Source organism: candidate division KSB1 bacterium, assembly GCA_024655945.1.
GTDB lineage: Bacteria > Zhuqueibacterota > Zhuqueibacteria > JANLFK01 > Oleimicrobiaceae > Oleimicrobium.
In genome coordinates this window covers 363,495-380,262 of sequence record JANLFK010000002.1, presented here as the reverse complement: position 1 = coordinate 380,262, position 16,768 = coordinate 363,495, and the positions used below count along the sequence as shown (strand labels likewise).

At 60.8% G+C, this 16,768-nt stretch carries 18 protein-coding genes; 15 read left to right on the top strand and 3 right to left on the bottom strand.

Going from position 1 to position 16,768, the window contains the following annotated elements:
• Positions 1 to 17: 17 nt before the first annotated feature.
• From NUW13_04595 to NUW13_04555, 9 genes are all read left to right on the top strand, one after another.
• Positions 18 to 713, top strand: coding sequence for a hypothetical protein (locus NUW13_04595; protein ID MCR4438305.1), 696 nt, complete (start codon positions 18 to 20; stop codon positions 711 to 713).
• Positions 714 to 749: 36 nt separating this feature from the next.
• Positions 750 to 1,382: a hypothetical protein gene (locus NUW13_04590; protein ID MCR4438304.1), complete on the top strand. Its 633-nt coding sequence runs from the start codon at positions 750 to 752 to the stop codon at positions 1,380 to 1,382.
• Between the two features lie 371 nt (positions 1,383 to 1,753).
• Positions 1,754 to 1,954 (top strand): zinc ribbon domain-containing protein, encoded by a 201-nt coding sequence (locus tag NUW13_04585; protein MCR4438303.1) that lies wholly within the window; start codon positions 1,754 to 1,756, stop codon positions 1,952 to 1,954.
• 358 nt (positions 1,955 to 2,312) lie between these two features.
• Complete coding sequence (locus NUW13_04580; GenBank protein MCR4438302.1) at positions 2,313 to 3,068, top strand: HAD family hydrolase; 756 nt, start codon at positions 2,313 to 2,315, stop codon at positions 3,066 to 3,068.
• Positions 3,065 to 4,657, top strand: a complete 1,593-nt coding sequence (locus NUW13_04575; GenBank protein MCR4438301.1) for a transglutaminase — start codon at positions 3,065 to 3,067, stop codon at positions 4,655 to 4,657. The genes NUW13_04580 and NUW13_04575 overlap by 4 nt, the downstream gene beginning before the upstream one ends.
• Positions 4,658 to 4,699: 42 nt before the next feature.
• Positions 4,700 to 5,989, top strand: coding sequence for a phosphomethylpyrimidine synthase ThiC (thiC, locus tag NUW13_04570; GenBank protein ID MCR4438300.1), 1,290 nt, complete (start codon positions 4,700 to 4,702; stop codon positions 5,987 to 5,989).
• Between the two features lie 6 nt (positions 5,990 to 5,995).
• Positions 5,996 to 6,550 (top strand): phosphatase PAP2 family protein, encoded by a 555-nt coding sequence (locus NUW13_04565; protein ID MCR4438299.1) that lies wholly within the window; start codon positions 5,996 to 5,998, stop codon positions 6,548 to 6,550.
• Positions 6,551 to 6,947: 397 nt separating this feature from the next.
• Complete coding sequence (locus NUW13_04560; protein MCR4438298.1) at positions 6,948 to 7,541, top strand: septal ring lytic transglycosylase RlpA family protein; 594 nt, start codon at positions 6,948 to 6,950, stop codon at positions 7,539 to 7,541.
• Between the two features lie 131 nt (positions 7,542 to 7,672).
• Positions 7,673 to 7,873: a cold-shock protein gene (locus tag NUW13_04555; protein ID MCR4438297.1), complete on the top strand. Its 201-nt coding sequence runs from the start codon at positions 7,673 to 7,675 to the stop codon at positions 7,871 to 7,873.
• 93 nt (positions 7,874 to 7,966) lie between these two features.
• Here the strand turns inward: NUW13_04555 and NUW13_04550 are convergent, their stop codons facing one another.
• From NUW13_04550 to NUW13_04540, 3 genes are read right to left on the bottom strand one after another with little or no spacing between them, the layout of a single operon-like run.
• Complete coding sequence (locus NUW13_04550) at positions 7,967 to 8,695, bottom strand: nucleotidyltransferase family protein (GenBank protein ID MCR4438296.1); 729 nt, start codon at positions 8,693 to 8,695, stop codon at positions 7,967 to 7,969.
• The gene (locus NUW13_04545) at positions 8,692 to 9,099 is read right to left on the bottom strand and encodes a hypothetical protein (GenBank protein ID MCR4438295.1); all 408 of its coding nucleotides are present in this window, start codon (positions 9,097 to 9,099) and stop codon (positions 8,692 to 8,694) included. Before NUW13_04545 ends, NUW13_04550 begins: the two co-directional genes overlap by 4 nt.
• A complete protein-coding gene (locus NUW13_04540; GenBank protein ID MCR4438294.1) occupies positions 9,100 to 10,116 on the bottom strand; it encodes a phosphotransferase in 1,017 nt (338 codons plus the stop codon).
• A 246-nt stretch (positions 10,117 to 10,362) separates the two neighbouring features.
• Here NUW13_04540 and NUW13_04535 point away from each other — a divergent pair, with 246 nt between their 5' ends.
• The 6 genes from NUW13_04535 to NUW13_04510 all read left to right on the top strand — a co-directional run bounded on the left by NUW13_04535 (position 10,363) and on the right by NUW13_04510 (position 16,755).
• The gene (locus NUW13_04535) at positions 10,363 to 11,052 is read left to right on the top strand and encodes a DUF429 domain-containing protein (protein ID MCR4438293.1); all 690 of its coding nucleotides are present in this window, start codon (positions 10,363 to 10,365) and stop codon (positions 11,050 to 11,052) included.
• Positions 11,049 to 11,783, top strand: a complete 735-nt coding sequence (locus tag NUW13_04530; protein MCR4438292.1) for a methyltransferase domain-containing protein — start codon at positions 11,049 to 11,051, stop codon at positions 11,781 to 11,783. The genes NUW13_04535 and NUW13_04530 overlap by 4 nt, the downstream gene beginning before the upstream one ends.
• Positions 11,784 to 11,851: 68 nt before the next feature.
• A complete protein-coding gene (locus NUW13_04525) occupies positions 11,852 to 13,684 on the top strand; it encodes a M14 family zinc carboxypeptidase (GenBank protein MCR4438291.1) in 1,833 nt (610 codons plus the stop codon).
• Positions 13,685 to 13,821: 137 nt separating this feature from the next.
• On the top strand, positions 13,822 to 14,277 hold the full coding sequence (locus NUW13_04520; protein ID MCR4438290.1) for a dTDP-4-dehydrorhamnose 3,5-epimerase family protein: 456 nt from the start codon (positions 13,822 to 13,824) through the stop codon (positions 14,275 to 14,277).
• Positions 14,278 to 14,298: 21 nt separating this feature from the next.
• On the top strand, positions 14,299 to 15,303 hold the full coding sequence (gene rfbB, locus NUW13_04515) for a dTDP-glucose 4,6-dehydratase (protein ID MCR4438289.1): 1,005 nt from the start codon (positions 14,299 to 14,301) through the stop codon (positions 15,301 to 15,303).
• A 132-nt stretch (positions 15,304 to 15,435) separates the two neighbouring features.
• A complete protein-coding gene (locus tag NUW13_04510; protein MCR4438288.1) occupies positions 15,436 to 16,755 on the top strand; it encodes a nucleotide sugar dehydrogenase in 1,320 nt (439 codons plus the stop codon).
• The last annotated feature ends 13 nt before the right edge of the window (positions 16,756 to 16,768 follow it).

Below are 16,768 nucleotides of genomic sequence, written 5' to 3'. Positions count from 1 at the left end.
AAAGCTTGGAGACAAAGGTGAAGAGGAAGTTCATCGTCTTGTCGGGGCCATCTGGTGTGGGCAAGACGCCGCTCCTCAAGGCCCTGCGCCGCATGCACCCAGAGGTGGCATTTGGCACGCTCATTCTCTACATTAGCCGGCAGCCTAGACAAGGTGAGAAGGACGGCGTGGACTCTTATTTTCGCACGGAGGAGGAGATTCGCTCCCTGCCCGCAGGACGCTTCCTTGTGGGCAAAGGGCGAGTAGTCTGGCAGGCCTTTGATCTGTTCGAGGTCCAGCAGGTCCTGCGAGCCAAGCCGCTGGTTGTCGTCGAAATCTATCCGACTCTGGGTCGGAAGCTCATGTCCCACCCCGCAGTACAAGGACTCCTCGGGGAATTCGAAGTCAGAACCGTCTTCCTTTCGCCTTTGCACCAGGATGAGCTCGATGCGCTGGCTGCCGGGTTCCCGAGTCACCGGGAGGCTTTAGCGGCGGTCATGCTGCCGAAATTAGTGCAGCGCTCCTTGCAGCAAGGCAAGCTCCTCACCCTCGCGGAGCTGGATGACCTGCGCGCCAGGGCGCTCAAGGCGTTAGAGGAAGTGGAGATGGGGCGCGACTACACCGACGTCATTGTCAATCACGACGGCGAGGATTCGGTCAACTGGCGCTTTACACCACCCATTGGCGATGCGGGTCGCACCCTCCGGAAATTTGTAGAGACCATCGTGGAGTGAAAAGGGCCTCGACGGCCACTTGCGGATTGGAGGAGCATGGATAAGCAGATTGTCGTGGTGCCGCGCGAAGAGTTGTTTCGCGAGTTCTGCTTTCAAGGGTTTTTGCCTGCGCACAGGTACGACTTCGAGGCGAGGGTGCGCCGCTATCTTGGCTACGCCATTCGCTCGGTGGCAGAAACTGATCCTTCGCTGAAGCAGCCCATTGCCTACTGCCTTATCGTCAATCCGGCCAAAAGACTGGTCTTTGCCTACCGTCGGGCGACCAGGAGCGAGGACTATCAGGAAACCAGATTGCAGGGGAAGTGGTCGTGGGGCGTAGGCGGCCACATGGAGCGATATGACCTGGCCGCGCATCCGGTGCGGGCGAGCATGTTGCGTGAATTGAGCGAGGAGGTGGACATCCCAGGCGAGGTGGAGGTGAGCGTGGTTGGCTACATCAACGACGACAGCAATCCTGTTGGACAGGTGCACTTTGGCATCTTATACAAAATTGCTACGCGCGCGAGCCGTGTGTCGCCAAAAGGTGCCGAGATGGCTTGGGGAGGGTTCGTGGACCTGGCGCGGGTGGAGGAGATTTTGGAGGCCCCGGAATGCGACGTTGAGACCTGGTCACGTATTGCCATGCCGGCTTTGCGCGAGATACTCGCGCCGCGCAGTTCCCGATCCTGACTGCGCTTGCGCCTTCATTGTAACGGGGAGCGTGCAAAGGTTGATGAATCATTTCTTGTTGCGGCGCATCTAATGCTCGGCGTCTGAAATTGGTCTACGGGGCCATAGGGGTGTGAACGATGGAATGCGTCTCCAGAATGGCAGGGCACAGGAGTGCGACGAAAAATGGATCTTCTCTGGTTAGTACTGATCGCGGCAGGCTACCTAGTGCTGATGAGGTTTGTGCTCCCTCGCTTTGGAGTGCCCACGTGAATGTCCAAGGCATGCGGTGTTCCGGCGGAACGCGTGGTGCAAGACAAGGGCGAAAAGGAAGACGCGGCAGGAAAGGGAGAAGCCGAGCAGGCTCGAGTTGGTGAGAAGAGGAAGTAGGTGTGCCCATCTACGAATACCAATGTCGACTCTGTGGTCATGTGTTTGACGTGCTTCAGAGAGTAGGCGAGAGTGGCGAACATCTGCGCTGTCCACGCTGTGGTGCGGACAAAGCGACGCGCATCTTTTCCCCATTTGCCCAGAGCGGCAAGGAATCGGTAAGCAGCGCAGGCAGCTGTGCTCCTCGGGGCGGATTTTCCTGAGGCGGGTAGTGGGTGGCCGTGTGCCACCAGGCAAATGGTAGCCATCCTTCCCCAAGTCTGGGTGCGTGCACGCAACAGGTGTGCGCCGATTACCTTCTTTCCAGAAGCCGAGTGAATCTCCCAGAGGTCGCCCAAGGCGCAGGCCACGTCTCCTTCACTTCGCATGTCTCACCCTTTGAGCAGGAAAAGGCTTGATTTTTACACCCAAGTTGTTTACTTTGGTGCTGGCAAAAGCTCCCGTCTCCAGGAAGGAGGGTTTGCAGCGACGAACGTGTTGGTGGTGCAAGGGAGTTGCTGGTGGCAACGGACTCCGTCTGCCCGCGGTAGCGCCGGGTAGGCCCAATCCGGGGAGGGACCTATGCCTATCAACGCCGTCCTTTTCGACGTGGGGAACACTCTGGTGTACGAGCACGAAGACTGGCGCACGCTGGAGCGCGAGGGGGTCGAAAGGCTCATGTTGACCCTCCGTGGCCACGGCATGACTGTGGACGAGGCGCGCCTGCCGGACGTCTTGCTGCGCATCCGCGAGGAGAACTTTGTCCGGGCACGGGAGAAGGGCAAGGAGATCACCGCTGCCGAAAGCATCAGTGCCGCACTCCAGGAGGTCGGGGTAAAGGAGATCTCCAAGGACCTGGTGAGCCTCTGCGTGGAGGCCCATTTTCATCCAGAGGAGGAGCGCAGTCGGCTCCTCCCGGGTGTTGAAGAAGGACTGCGCGCCCTGTTCCACCGCGGTTTTCAGCTGGCAGTGGTCTCCAATGCCACCTCGGCGTTGGTGGTGCGAAGGATTCTCGAGATGCACGGCATTCTGCACTGGTTCAGGGCGTGCATCGTCTCCGCAGAGGTGGGCTACCGCAAGCCGCGCCGGGAGATCTTCGAACTTGCCTTGAACGCCGTGGGCTCTGCGGCGCGCAATGCCGTGTTTGTGGGCGACCGACCAGATATCGACATCCAAGGTGCGCACAGTGCGGGACTGCGGACCATAATGCTCAAGGCCGTAAGGCAGGAAGGCCCCGCATTGGATACTACTCATGCAACCTGGGTTGCCACCACCTTTCCCGAAGTGGTGGACATTTTGACCAGGACGCAGGAGAAACAGGGAGAACGCGCTCGATGAGAAGGTTGTCAATCGCCTTGGCCCTCTTGGTTGCCCTTTTGGGCCGCCTCCATGCCTCCCAGGTGGGCGATGTGGTCGCTTCTTTCCCTACGCCCGGTCCGTGCCCCACTGGGCTTGTGTGGGACGGCAAATACCTGTGGTTAGCCGATCGCAAGACGGACACCATCTACAAGATGACGGCAGAGGGCAAGGTGGTCGGGACCATCCCCTCGCCGGGTTACTGGCCCATGGGCTTGGCCTTTGACGGCACCCACCTTTGGAACGTTGACCTCGGCGAAAAGAAGCTTTACAAGATCGACCCCACCGACGGCACCATCCTGGCGGCGCTCGACGCACCTGGGCCATCCCCCAGCGGCCTTGTCTGGGATGGGACTTCGCTCTGGCTTTCCGATAACAAGGACGACAAGGTGAGTCGCATCAGCACCGAAGACGGCACGGCGATCGTTTCCTTTCCGGCTCCTGGCGGTGAAGCGCAGGGCCTTGCCTTCGATGGCAGGTACCTATGGCTGGCAGACCGCAGCGTCGACGAGCTGTACATGATGACTCCCGAACAGGGTTACGTGCTGTGGGTGGTGAAATCGCCTGGCCACTTCCCCACTGGCCTCGCATGGGACGGCACCCACCTGTGGTGCGCCGACTTTGAGTCGGACAAGGTTTTCCGCATTGATGTCGAAGGTAAAGAGCCTCTGCTGCGAACGAACGAACGGCATGCCATCGTCGAGTACACCCACCAGCTGCGCAACTACGGACCAGGCAGGATCAAGAGCGCGGATGTCTACATCGCTTTGCCGCGCAGCCGCGACTCCCAGCAGCTCGAAGGCCAGCCGGAATTTCTCCCGAAGCCGTTGGGCACCGTCAGCGACCGCTGGGGGCAGGTCTTTGCCCATTTCCGTAACGAGAATCTGCCGCCGGCGCGCACCGAGACCGTCACCATGAAGGTGAAAGCCCGCATCTGGGAGGTCTTCTACTATGTGCGACCCGAGCGGGTGGGCTCGTTGGAAGAGATTCCTGCCGATATCAAAGAGCGCTACTTGGTTGATGGGACAAAGTACTGCCTCACCGACCCACTCATTCAGCAATCGGCGCGCGAGGCAGTTGGCGATGAGCAGAATCCCTACTGGATTGCGCGCAAGATCTACCATTGGCTGATGGGGAAAATGTACTACGAACTTGCCGGAGGCTGGAACGTTGCCCCCGAGGTATTGCGCCGCGGCAACGGCTCCTGCTCGGAGTACAGTTTCGTGTACATTGCCCTGTGCCGGGCTTCCGGCCTGCCGGCGCGCTATGTGGGTTCGGTGGTGGTGCGAGGCGACGACGCCAGCATGGATGACGTCTTCCACCGGTGGGTCGAAGTGTATTTGCCTGGCTATGGGTGGATACCGGTCGACCCGAGCGGCGGCGACCAGGAATCGCCACGCGCGCAGGCCCTGTACTTTGGCCATCTGGCGAACAGGTTTCTCATCACCACCGAGGGTGGCGGCGATTCGGAGTATTTGGGGTGGACGTACAATTCCGCAGAAACTTGGACAGCGGAAGCAAAGTGTAAGGTGGTGGTCGAAAACTTTGCCGACTGGAACCCAATTCGTTGACGGCAAAGGGGAGTGCGCATTGTGCCGTGAGGTGTGGAGTAGATGACCCAAATCCTTGAGGCGCGCAAGGGGAACATTACCCCAGAGATGCGCGCCGTGGCTGCACAGGAAGAGATTGACCCCGAGCTCTTGGCCACCCGCATCGCCGCAGGGGAAGTCGTACTTCTCAAGAACAAGAAGCACGCGATCGACAAGCTCTGCGGGGTTGGCAAGGGGCTGCGTACCAAGGCAAATGCAAACATCGGCACCTCCTCTGACGTGGCTGATGTGGAGCTGGAGGTGGAGAAGGCGAGAGTGGCCCTCGCGGCGGGTGCCGATACCATCATGGACCTCAGCAGCGCTGGCGACCTCGACCGCATCCGTTCCGCTGTCATGGCGGCAGCTCCTGTGCCCATCGGCACGGTGCCCATCTACCAGGCGGCCATCGAGAGTGCGGCCCGCAAGGGGGGCATCGTCCACATGACGGTGGACGACCTGTTTGCTGTGTTGGAACGGCAGGCAGAGCAAGGAGTTGACTTTTTCACCGTCCATTGCGGGGTGACCCTGAGCGCCTTGGAGCGACTGCGCAAGGAGGGAAGGGTGACGGACATCGTCAGTCGCGGCGGGAGTTTTCATGTCACCTGGATGGTGGCCAACGGCCGCGAGAATCCGCTGTACGAGCATTTCGACCGGCTGCTTGCCCTGGTCAAACGCTATGACATCACGCTCAGCCTGGGTGACGGCTTTAGGCCGGGGTCTCTGGCGGATGCGACAGACCGCGCCCAGGTGCAGGAGCTTGTCACGCTGGGTGAGCTGGCCAAGGTCGCCTGGGATGAAGGGGTGCAGGTGATGATCGAAGGCCCGGGTCACTTGCCGTTGGCAGAGGTGGAGGCCAACGTCCTCTTGGAGAAGAAGCTCTGCCATGGAGCACCGTTCTACGTGCTTGGGCCTCTGGTGACCGATATCGCCCCAGGCTATGACCACATCGTCTCGGCGATGGGCGGTGCCATTGCCGGTGCGGCAGGAGCCGACTTTCTCTGCTATGTGACCGCGGGCGAACACTTGCGCTTGCCCACTGTACAGGACGTGCGGGAGGGGGTCATCGTGACGCGCATCGCCGCCCATGTGGCGGACATTGCCAAAGGGATTCCCGGTGCCGCCGAGTGGGATAAGGCAATGGCGCGGGCGCGCAAGGCTTTAGACTGGGAGCGGCAAATCGCACTCGCCATTGACCCTGAGACCGCACGGCGTGCACGCGAAGAATGCCCACCTGAGCAGAATGACGTCTGCACGATGTGTGGCGAGTACTGCGCGCTGAAACTCGTCACCGAGACCCTCGGCCAGAAGGACTGACCGGCTATGCCCCACTGGGCCCTGCGGCTCGACGTCGCCATCTTTTACCTGGTCAACGTGCGACTCGCAAGTCCCCAGTTCGATGTCATCATGCCCTTCCTCACTGACATCGACAACTGGCGACTGGTCATTGCCCTGGGGTTGCTTGCACTCCTCATTCTTGGCGGCAAGAAGGGCAGAATTTGCGCCCTCTTGCTCATCGTCACGATCACCCTCACTGACCAGACGAGTAGCAGTCTAATCAAACCGCTTGTTGAGCGAGCGCGGCCGTGCAGCGCGCTTCCGGGGGTACGGCTCCTGGTTGGTTGCTCTGGCGCCTTTTCTTTCCCTTCCTCACACGCCACCAACCTTTTTGGTGCAGCCTCACTCCTCTCGCGCTTCTATCCTGCGCTCTGGCCCATCTTCTTCACGATAGCCACCATGGTCGCGTATTCGCGCACTTACGCGGGCGTCCACTATCCGTCGGATGTGCTCGGCGGTGCCCTCCTTGGTGTGCTCTGCGCCTGGCTGGTCACTGCCTCGACGCGTCCTTTGGTCTCCCGCATCCTGCGACAGGGATAGCCGCTTTCCCCTCTCCTTGCCTGACAATCCAGTCCCACAGGAAGGAACTCGCCCTCCTCGCGACGGCTTTCCCAACCGCGAGGAGGCTCCTGCCCTTCAACATGTCGTGCCCATCGCCATGAACTTCGCAATATGTTGATATTTTGCTTGACATTTTGCCTGGAATTCGTTATATTTCGCGCAAACGGCGGGGAAGACCAGTGGGGCCCACGAAGGGCAGCTGGACAGGGACGAGGTGGATGGTGCTGCGAGCCTGGATAGAGAGCTGAGGTCCGGGTCAAAGCACGCCATTTGGTGCGCACTTGGCGTTGCACTGGAGAGGTGAGGCGAACGGGGATCGGCTGGTGGTGGAGAGGACGTCAGTCCTCGCTGGGAAATGGGAGGGGTAGATCCCGTCATGAGAGCGCAAGAGAGGGTGCAGAGAGCCACACGTGACCTCGTCGTGGGGGCAGGTGTAGTGCTGGCGGTGCTCATCTGGTCATGCACACCGGCCCCGAGAACATATTGGCCCCAAGCCAACAGCGGCGAGCGACCGTACCGCGGGAGCCTTTTTGGCCCCAGTCCGAGCAGAAGTAGGGTTCAGGAGGGACTCTGTTCATGGGTGGGGAAGGAATTCGAGGGCAAGCGAATGAGTAACGGCGAGCCCTACGAGCCGCTGGAGATGACGGCGGCGCATCGCCATCTTCGCATGGGCACCGTCGTGCGGGTGACCAACTTGAACAACGGCCGAAGCGTGCGGGTGGTCATCAAGGATCGTGGCCCATGGGTTAACGGCCGCCTCATCGACGTCTCCTACGGCGCAGCACATCGGCTTGGCATGGTCACCCAGGGGGTTGTGCCGGTGACGGTAGAGGTCATCGGCGACATTCGCGACCCAAACGTCACGGTGGATGAGCGCCTGGTGGAAGCCACGCCCAAGCAGTCTGAGTGGCTGGGGAAGGCGGTGCAAGGTTTTGAACGACTCGTCGATTGGGTCTTGAGCAAGAACTGACTGACCCCGTGCATGCGCGAACTGGGGTAGTCACGGTAAGGACGCGCTCACTTACATAGCCTGAAGAGGAGAAGACGCTCTTGCTGTTCAAGAACTTGCTGAAGCGGACATTTCACAGGAGTGAGCACCGTATGGAAAAGGGCAAAGTGAAGTGGTTTAGCAAGACCAAGGGCTACGGCTTTATCACCCGCGAAGGGGGTGGAGACGTCTTCGTGCACTACAAGGCCATCGTGGGCGAAGGGTTCAGGGCCCTGGAGAAAGACCAGGAGGTTACTTTCGAGATCGAGGAGGGACCGAAGGGACCACAAGCCGCCAACGTGCGAGTCGCGTGAGTTGTCTTCAACGCCGGTCGCGGCCTCGGCATTGCCGAGGCCGTTTTTCGTTCCAGGCCTCGGAAGAGCACCGCTTCAAGCCCGAAGTGCCCGCTAAGACCACCATCGGCACAGTTTCCCTTCCAGAACGGCCTGTTCAGCTGCTAGCAGAGCCTGTTTCGTGCCGAGGTCCCACCATGGCGTGCTGCCAAGATCGTAGGCCAGAATCGGATGCTCGGGGCAAAGGCGCACTTCCGCGTCGATGATGGAGAACGGGGGTCTCTCGGAAAGGAGGCAGAGCAGGGCCGGGGATATCACCTGAACACCGTTATAGCCGACCCATCTCACCGGGCCTTCCGGTTCTCTCGCCAGGGGGTAGCCCTTTCTGCCGCATAGCCTCCCAGAGGAGTCGACGACCAAGGCTCGTGAAGTGGGACGGTCCTGCACGGCCAGCGACGCCACAGCACCGTGGCTGCGATGGAAGGCCAGGAGATCAGACAGGTCCATCTCGAAAAGTATATCGACGTTGTGCAGAAAGAAGGGTTCCTCGCCCGCGAGAAACCACGCTGCCTTCTGCAAGCCGCCGCCCGTGCCGAGGATGACTGGCTCATAGGAGAACTCGATGCGAATGCCGAAACCGCGGTGTGTTCGCACGTAGTCCACAATCATGTCTGCCAGGTGGTGCACATTGATGATCACCTGGTCTACGCCCGCCTGGATGAGACGTCTGATAACGATTTCCAGCAGCGGGGTACCGCAGAGTTCCACTAAGGCCTTCGGACGATGCTCAGTGAGGGGCCGCAGGCGTGTGCCCAGACCGGCCGCCAGAATCATCGCTTTCATCCCTGGCCCTTTCCCAGAGTCAGGTGGCGTATTTCGACGCTCACGCCTGCCTGCCGGAGATGCGCGGCCAGCGACTCGGCACAAAAGACCGAGCGATGCTGTCCCCCTGTGCAGCCGAACGCCACCATCAAGTGCTCAAACCCGCGCGCTGTGTAGTTGGCTACTGCCATGTCCACCAGGGCAAAGACGTGGCGGAGAAATTCCTGTACCTCGGGGCGTTCTTCTAAGTATGACCTCACCTCCGTGCTCAGGCCGTTCACCGCGGCAAACGCCGGGTCACGACCAGGATTGGGCAGCAGGCGACAGTCGAACACAAACCCGCCGCCGTGCCCGTAGGGGTCTGTGGGTATGTCGTCGCGCACGTAGCTAAAGCTCGCGAGGTACACCGTCAAGCCACCGGCCATTTACGTCCCTCGCAGCTCGACATCTTTGACCAACTCCTCGTACACCCCGCGCAAGGTCGGTAGCTGGCGCAGGAGGGGAAAGTCCATTTCCAGCATCAACTCGAGATTGCGGATCGCATACGGCACGCTGCGGAAAAAGTGCTTCTTGCCCTTGACGACGCTGAGATAGCCGTAGGCGCCAAAGGCCTGCATCATCCTAATCAGGACAAAGCCGCAAAAGTAGTGCAGGAAGCGTTGCCGGTCGATCGGCGCGAACTGCTGCACCCAGTCAAGATAGTGGGCCAGCAGCTCCTGGCGGACCGGCTCGGGGATGTCGGCCTTGGCATCGTAGAGTAACGAGGCGACATCGTACTGCAGTGCGCCGCGTCTTCCCGACTGGTAATCGATGTAATAGGGCAAGCCGTCGACGATCATCACGTTGCGCGATTGCAAGTCGCGGTACATGAAGTAGTCGCGCGGTTCCTCCAAGAGGAAAGCGCGCAGCTGGCGAAAGTCGCGCTCCAGGGCCGACCAGTTGAGGTTGCCCTTGTAAAAGACCTCCAAGAAGCGATGTCGGAAATAGTGCAGGTCCCACGCCATGGAGTCTTCGCCGAACTCCCGATGTTGATGGCAGAGGTTGTAGTCAATGCTCTTGCCTGCCACGATCTGAAATAGCGGGAGGTCCTCCAGCACTTTGCGGTACATCGCCACAATGCGCGGAGAGAAGCCTTCCTTCTCCCGAATGCCGACCATCCAGTCGAAGAGCGTCCAATCCCCCAGGTCCTGCTCCAAGTAGACTCCCTGGGAGAGGTCCTCTGCGTAGATGGCAGGAACGCGGAGGCCATGGTCGGCAAAGTGGCGGCTGAATTCCAAGAAGGACTCGTTGAGGGCGTGGTCTTCGCTCCAGATGCCAATCACCGACTGCCTGTCGTCGGCCAGGCGGAAGATGTGGCGGTCTGAGCCGTCGCCCTTGAGTTGCACGATCGTCAGCGGCTGCCGGCCGTAGGTTCTCTCATATAGTCGGGCAAGCTGTTCCATGCTCGTTGGGTCTGATTCCTGTCTGAGAATTGACGCCGGCAAATCTACGCATTTCTCGTCAAGAATCAAAGACCTTTTTCGGAGCGGCCACTGGTCGGTGCCCGGGCTAGGGCCGTGCCTGGTGAAAGAGAGCCAAATCTGTTCGGCGCGCTGCAAACTCAGGATGTTTGGAGACGTCAGGTATCTTCCCCCATCACCATTGCAGAAATCCGTTGATTTTTCCCTGGGGAATGCTACCTTTAGGGTGTGCAGAAAGAGCCCCCAAATAGCCGGCGTGCCCTGCTCTACGGCGGTGTTGACCCCAGCGGCAGTCCGCTGCGACCAAGCGGGGTGGCAATCCTCGATGACCGGCTTGGCGTGATAGCCGCGGAGACTCGCTTCGACGACGCCGAGCTCATCGCCTTCTTCGCGAGACATCGCTACGGCCTGTTTGCCGTTGGTCTTGATGGCCCGTGCGCTTTGCCGGTCGGGCTGCAAGAATGCTGTTTCCAAAGCGGGGAGCCGACCTGCAGCCACGAGCAGCCCGAGGGGCGAAGGGGCCGCCTCTGCGAAAGGGAGCTCGCCCGACGGGGGATCGGCTGCTTCTTCACGGTGAAAAGGAGCTTTGCCAAGAGTTGGGTGCTGCGCAGCATTGGGCTGTATCGCCAGCTGCGCGGGGCAGGTTTCGTGGTGCACGAGGTCTACCCGTACGCCAGCAAGCGCCTGCTCTTCGGTCCGCAAATGGCGGCCAAGCAAACCAGTGCCGGCCGCGTACTACTCGCGTCCGCGCTCACCCAGTTGGGGATTGTGCTCCCCCGACAGCAGCTCAGCCATCACGAGCTGGACGCGATCGTGGCCGCCCACACGGTCTATCTCCTTGCCCATGGACGTGCGGAGCTGGTGGGCGATGCCCAGGAGGGCTACATCGTGATTCCAGGGGGAGTGGCGAAACCATGACGAGCTGGTATCGCGAGCTGTTCGAGCGGCTCGGAGTTCGTTACCTGGACTATCGGTTCACGCAAGGAACCGAGCAAGAGGTCACTTTTCTCACCGAACAGCTGCGCCTGCACCCGGATGAGCGCATCCTGGACCTTGCCTGCGGGGCGGGCCGGCACTCGATAGAGTTGGCGCGACGTGGCTTCCGGCCGGTGGGGGTAGATCTGTCGGCGCGCATGCTGCAGGTGGCGCGAGCCTGCGCCCGCCAACACGATGCCAAGGTGCACCTGGTCCGTGCCGACGCCCGGGCGTTGCCTTTCGCCGGAAACTTCGACGTGGCCTTTTCCCTGTGCGAAGGGGCATTCGGCATCTTGGAAAGCGATGCGGACAACCGCCGGGTGCTCTCCGAAGTCCATCGCGCTTTGCGCCCGGGCGGCAGGTTCCTCCTCAACGCGCTGCATGCGGCCTTCGCTTTCCGGCGTCCCGAAGGTGACGAGCACCTGGACGTGGAGAGATGCGTCGGCTACTGGACTGAGCGGGGCGTTGACGAGCAGGGCAGAGAGTTCAGCCTCGCCTGTTCAAACCGCTATTACACCTGCCCGGAGATCAAGTTGCTTTTGGAGATGGCTGGCTTCGAGGTGGTGGAGATCTGGGGCGCGCTTGCCGGGAGTTTCGAGCGTCGGCCGGTGCGCCTGGATGACTTTGAGATGCTGGTGTTAGCCCGTAAGCCCGCCGTGGGGAAGGCTGAGTAGACTGTTGGTGCGGCCCCGAGAATGACCTCTCCACAGAGGACGCGTCGTAGGCAAGAAGGAGGGAAACGGTGCAAGGCAGGCTTTTGCTGATGGGCTCTGTACGCACGAGGGGTGTGCTGTTGCTCGTGGGCGCTTTTCTCTTTTGCGCTGCCTCGCCAAGCCGAGGCCAGGAGGCCGTGTTCGACCAGCGTCACCTGTGGGAGGTGCACCCCCGGGTGAGGGTGGCGCCGGAGCGGCCACAGGAGCTCCGCCACGCGGAGCTTTGCCTCATCCTGCGCCAGTTGGTGCGGTCGTCGCCGGACCTCCAGCTCGAGGAGGTAGGCCGCTCAGTGGAAGGGCGGGCCCTGCATCTGGTCCGCGCAGGACGTGGCCCGCAGCGCGTGCTGCTCTGGTCGCAGATGCACGGCGATGAACCAACGGCTACTGGCGCCCTGCTGGACGTGCTCTCCTACCTGTCCCAGCATCGCAGGGAGCCTTTCGTGGCGCGCACGCTGGAGGGGGTCACCATCTTAGCGATGCCCATGCTCAATCCCGACGGGGCCATGCGGGCACAGCGGCGCAACGCGCTGGGCATCGACATCAACCGGGATGCCCGCGCGCTGCAGACGCCTGAGGGACAAGCGCTGAAAGCCGTGCGGGAGCGCTATCAGCCCCAGTTCGCCTTCAACCTGCACGACCAAAGCGGCAGGAGGACGGTGGGAGGCAGCGGCAAATTGGCAGCAGTGGCACTTCTTGCCCCGCCGTTTGACTGGGAAGAGAGCGATAATCCGGTGCGGGTGCGCGCCAAAAAGCTGGCCGCAGTCATTGCCCAGGGCCTTGCACCTTTCGTCTACGGCCACATCTCCCGCTACGACGCCGGCTTCATGCCCCGGGCATTCGGCGACGCAATGCAGGCATGGGGCACGAGCACGGTCCTCTTGGAAACGGGCGGATGGTACAGAGATGACCCCCAGTTCATGGTGCGGCTCAACTTCGTGGCGATTCTCACGGCGCTGCACGCCATTGCAACCGGGGCCGTCGAATTGGCCAACCCCGCCCTGTACGATGCCCTCCCCGAGAACGGTGACCCTCTCTACGACCTCTTGGTGATGGACGCACTGGTGTGGGATGGCGTCCATGACCAGACTTTCCGCGGCGACCTTGCCATCAACTTTGACGCCGCGGGGAAAGCAGGAAGCGACACACTGGGCGTGATCGCCGACATCGGTGACCTCGACGGTATTGCCGCTAAGGATACCGTAGATGCCAGCGGCAAGGTGGTCGTGCCTGGGTTCTTCGCCGTGGTGCAAGGCGCCGAGCAGGTCTCGCTTGCGGATTCGCTGCGTGCGCTTCTTGCTGCAGGCTGCACTTCGGCGATCTGCGCCGCCCCGGTGCAGAGTGCCGGCCAGTTCCTGACGCGACTTGCCTCCGAAAAGTACATGCCGACGAATGTGGGCGTGGCGGTCTACGCCAATGCTTTGGATGTGAACGATACCTGCGCGGCTTTGCGACTTGCCGCCTGTCTGGCCAACGGGGCGCTGGGTGTCGTGGCGAACGACGACACAGCGGCCAAGCCAGGCGGTCTTGGGCAAGAGGTCGTGCGCTGGTTTGGTCGAGCGGTTGTAGGCGCGGAGAAGCTTCCTTTCCCCGCGGCAGCGCCGCCAGCTACCTGGGAGGGCCTGAGAGCACGGACCTCGACCGTGGCCGAGGCCTTTCACCTTCCCGACCGGGTTTCCATTGCCGTGGGGAAGGTCGCCGACCTGACCTTGCTGAAGCTTCCCGCAGGAGCCCTCCCGCAAGGGCTCGCCACCGCGCAGGTGACGCAGGTGCTGGTCGGTGGCAGACTGGTGTGGGAGAACGGTCGACTCCTGCGCGCTGACGGAGGGCGACTTCTGGCCAGAGTTGGCGCTGGCCAGCACTGAGCTTCCGCAGCGCCGCCCCGATGCGGTATAGGGGGATGTCCCTAATGTGAGCGGAACCGCCGGCAAGGCAACAAACCAATTGACTTTTAGAATGGCGTTTTGTAAATTGACATCCGTTTCTCCGAGGAGGCTCACAGGTGATCGATGGCGTGAAGCTCAAGCGGTTGCGTGTCATCCCAGATGAACGCGGCCGCCTCATGGAGATGCTGAGGGCTGACGACGAGATGTTCTCCAAGTTCGGCCAAGTCTACATGACCACCACCTACCCCGGCATCATTAAGGGGTGGCATTACCACAAGCTGCAAGAGGACAACATCGTCGTCGTGAAGGGGATGCTGAAAGTGGTGCTTTACGACGACCGCCCAGATTCGCCCACCCGGGGCGAGGTGAATGAGTTCTTCATCGGAGAGCACAACCCGGTCCTGGTACATGTCCCTGTCGGGGTGTTGCACGGCTGGAAGTGCATTGGCGAGGATGAGGCGATCGTGGTGAACACGGTGACCGAGCCCTACAACTATGCTCAACCGGACGAGTACCGCCTGCCGTTCGATTCGCCTCAGGTGCCGTACAATTGGGACGTCAAGATGGGCTAACTGACGAGGGAAATCTCGCCCATGACCACGTACTTGGTGACTGGTGGAGCCGGCTTCATTGGCAGCAACTATGTGCACTTTCTGCTCCGCACCTATGACGACGTGCGCGTCATCAACCTGGACAAACTCACCTATGCGGGCAATCTGAACAACCTCCGCGACGTGCAAAGTGACCCGCGCTACCGGTTCGTGAGGGGAGACATTTGCGACCGCGCTCTGGTCAGCCAGCTAATGAAGGGGGTGGATGTGGTGGTCAACTTTGCCGCCGAGAGCCACGTGGACAGGTCAATCGGTGCGCCGGATGACTTTATCAAGACAGACGTTTTTGGCGCCTTTGTGCTGCTGGAGTGTGCCCGCGAGCATGGCGTGCAAAAGTTCATCCAGATCAGTACGGACGAAGTGTATGGGAGCATCGAGCAGGGCTCGTTCACCGAGGAGTCGCCCCTCAAGCCGTCCAGCCCGTACTCCGCCTCCAAGGCTGGTGCGGATCGCCTGGCGCACTCCTACTTCGTCACCTACGGGCTGCCGGTGATCATCACGCGCTGCTCCAATAACTTTGGGCCGTATCAGTATCCGGAGAAACTCATTCCGCTGTTTGTCACCAATGCCCTGGACGACAAGGCGCTGCCCATTTATGGTGACGGCAAGAACGTGCGGGACTGGATCTACGTTGAGGACCATTGCGAGGCGATCGACCTCCTGGTGCACCGTGGCGGTGACGGGGAGACCTACAACATCGGCGCGGGGAACGAGAAGAACAATCTGGAAATCACGGCCATCATCTTAGAGGAGCTGGCCAAGCCGAAGGAGCTGATGACCTTTGTCAAAGACCGGCCTGGCCATGATCGGCGCTATTCGGTGGGCACAGAGAAGATCCGGGCCTTGGGTTGGCGGCCGCGCCACCAGTTTCGGGAGGCGATGGCCTCCACTATCAAGTGGTATCGCGACAACCGTTGGTGGTGGGAACCCCTCAAGAGCGGCGAGTATCTTGCATACTACCGGGCGCACTACCAGCGGGATCTGTAGACTCGCTGCTCGCGCCCAGTTTGTGGAGTGGAATGGTCATCCAGTTCGGTAGACCGCTCGACCATTCCATTCTTTTTGAGCGATGAGAAGAACGTTGCACGGACCCAACTACCACTGACTGGGGAGGAACAGATGCAGGACAAAATCGCGGACAGGACGGCAAAGATCGGCATCGTTGGTCTGGGGTATGTGGGACTCCCTCTGGCAGTGGAATTCGCCAAGAAGGGATTCCCGGTGGTGGGTATTGACAAGTCGGCGGCCAAAGTGGAAAAACTCAACCGCGGCGAGAACTACATTGACGATGTGGACGAGGCGGAGCTGGCCGCCTGCGTGAAAGAGGGCAAACTCACGGCAACCACTAGCTACGGGTGCGTGCCCGACTTGGACGTAATGTACATCTGCGTGCCGACACCTTTCACCGACAACAAGGGGCCTGATGTATCCTACATCGTCGATTCGGCCACGGAGATTGCCAAGGGGCTGCGCCGGGGACAATTGGTCATCCTCAAGAGCACGACTTTCCCGGAGACGACCGAGAAGATCGTGCAGCCGATTCTCGAAAAGACCGGGCTGAAAGTGGGAAAGGATTTCTATCTGGCCTTTTCGCCGGAACGGATCGACCCCGGCAACAAGAAGTTCACCACCGCCAATACACCCACGGTGGTCGGCGGCGTGACCAAGCGCTGCACGGAGCTGGCCTGCGCCATCACGGGACAGGTGGTCTCGCAAGTGGTTCCGGTTTCCAGTCCGCGCGTGGCGGAGATGGAGAAGCTGCTGGAGAACATCTTCCGGAGTGTGAACATCGCCTTGGTCAATGAGCTTGCCCGTCTGTGTGACCGCATGGGCGGCATCGACGTGTGGGAAGTCATCGAGGCGGCGGCAACCAAGCCGTTCGGTTTCATGCCGTTCTACCCAGGCCCCGGTATCGGCGGCCATTGCATCCTCGTGGACCCGTACTATTTGGCATGGAAGGCCAGGGAGTACGATTTTCACACCAATTTTATCGAGCTGGCGGCCGAGACGAACGAAGATATGCCCTTCTACGTCATGGGCATGGTGCGGCGCGTGCTGTGCGACCGCGGCATTGCTTTTGGCAAGGCAAAGATCCTCATTCTGGGCGTGGCCTTCAAGCGCGACATTGACGACGTGCGCAATTCCCCGGCACTCAAGGTGATGGAGCTGCTGGTCAACCGCGGTGCCAAGCACGTCTCGTACAACGACCCCTACGTGCCCAAGGTGGAGGTTGACGGCAAAGAGTTTCGCTCCGTGAAGCTGACCACGCAGGCCATCGCCGGGGCGGACTTGGTGCTGATTACCACCGACCATTCCTGCTACGACTATGAAATGATTGTCCGCCACGCCAAGAACATCGTCGACACGAGGAACGCGACGCGCAACGTGAAGGGCCGCGAGAAGAAAGTCACGCTTCTGGGCGGCGGAAGGCGGTTGTAGGCGCACTACCGGC

Excerpts from the sequence above, each read along its gene's own strand:
- NUW13_04540 (MCR4438294.1), bottom strand. The coding sequence starts at position 10,116 with ATGGAACAGCTTGCCCGACTATATGAGAGAACCTACGGCCGGCAGCCG.
- NUW13_04550 (MCR4438296.1), bottom strand. The coding sequence starts at position 8,695 with ATGAAAGCGATGATTCTGGCGGCCGGTCTGGGCACACGCCTGCGGCCC.
- NUW13_04590 (MCR4438304.1), top strand. The coding sequence starts at position 750 with ATGGATAAGCAGATTGTCGTGGTGCCGCGCGAAGAGTTGTTTCGCGAG.
- NUW13_04530 (MCR4438292.1), top strand. The coding sequence starts at position 11,049 with ATGACGAGCTGGTATCGCGAGCTGTTCGAGCGGCTCGGAGTTCGTTAC.
- NUW13_04565 (MCR4438299.1), top strand. The coding sequence starts at position 5,996 with ATGCCCCACTGGGCCCTGCGGCTCGACGTCGCCATCTTTTACCTGGTC.
- thiC (MCR4438300.1), top strand. The coding sequence starts at position 4,700 with ATGACCCAAATCCTTGAGGCGCGCAAGGGGAACATTACCCCAGAGATG.
- rfbB (MCR4438289.1), top strand. The coding sequence starts at position 14,299 with ATGACCACGTACTTGGTGACTGGTGGAGCCGGCTTCATTGGCAGCAAC.
- NUW13_04560 (MCR4438298.1), top strand. The coding sequence starts at position 6,948 with ATGAGAGCGCAAGAGAGGGTGCAGAGAGCCACACGTGACCTCGTCGTG.
- NUW13_04580 (MCR4438302.1), top strand. The coding sequence starts at position 2,313 with ATGCCTATCAACGCCGTCCTTTTCGACGTGGGGAACACTCTGGTGTAC.
- NUW13_04555 (MCR4438297.1), top strand. The coding sequence starts at position 7,673 with ATGGAAAAGGGCAAAGTGAAGTGGTTTAGCAAGACCAAGGGCTACGGC.
- NUW13_04510 (MCR4438288.1), top strand. The coding sequence starts at position 15,436 with ATGCAGGACAAAATCGCGGACAGGACGGCAAAGATCGGCATCGTTGGT.
- NUW13_04575 (MCR4438301.1), top strand. The coding sequence starts at position 3,065 with ATGAGAAGGTTGTCAATCGCCTTGGCCCTCTTGGTTGCCCTTTTGGGC.
- NUW13_04545 (MCR4438295.1), bottom strand. The coding sequence starts at position 9,099 with ATGGCCGGTGGCTTGACGGTGTACCTCGCGAGCTTTAGCTACGTGCGC.